Origin of the sequence: Microbacterium karelineae, from assembly GCF_009745985.1 — a bacterium.
Lineage (GTDB): Bacteria > Actinomycetota > Actinomycetes > Actinomycetales > Microbacteriaceae > Microbacterium > Microbacterium karelineae.
In genome coordinates this window covers 1-622 of the sequence record NZ_WFIX01000114.1, presented here as the reverse complement: position 1 = coordinate 622, position 622 = coordinate 1, and the positions used below count along the sequence as shown (strand labels likewise).

Below are 622 nucleotides of genomic sequence, written 5' to 3'. Positions count from 1 at the left end.
CTTTAAAACTCAAGAGCTTAAAAAAGAAATTGAAACATTACAAAACACCAATCCTCAGGGATATGCACAATGGTTGAAAACGAGAAAGACAATCGAGTACAGACTAATGGCAAGACAGGTGTTTACTAATCTTTCAGCAGGGATTACTACAGGTAAGAAAGAAGCTGAAGAATTGATGAAGCAGAGAGATCAGCTTGCAGATATCGACTTTGTAAAAGTAGATTACGCAGCTTATCTTCAAAAAACAAAGATCAATGTTACCACACAGGATCTTGCTGATTACATCAAGAAGCACCCTGTAATGTTCAAAGCTGAGCCAAGCAGAAATATCGGTATTGTATTTTTCCCATCTAAACCTAGTGCAGCAGATGATGCAGCAGCCCTGAAAGAAATTACAAAATTATATTCAGGAGGTACAGATGCAAGTGGAGGAACTGAAAACTTCCAGAATACTAAAAACGATTCTATGTTTGTTGCAGCAAATTCTGATGCACCATTCAATCCTCAGTATCTGAATCCTGCACAATTACCTCCAACAATCAAAGATCAGATCACAGCAGCAGCGGTAGGTCAGACTTTTGGTCCTTATAAAGAACAAGATGTATACGTAGTCTCTAAATTG

At 37.9% G+C, this 622-nt stretch carries 1 protein-coding gene; it reads left to right on the top strand.

Translation table 11 applies throughout. The annotated features are described in order from the left end of the window. Positions 1 to 622, top strand: a 622-nt coding sequence (locus GB932_RS22155) for a peptidyl-prolyl cis-trans isomerase (RefSeq protein WP_197517214.1), incomplete at both ends; no start/stop codon positions are given.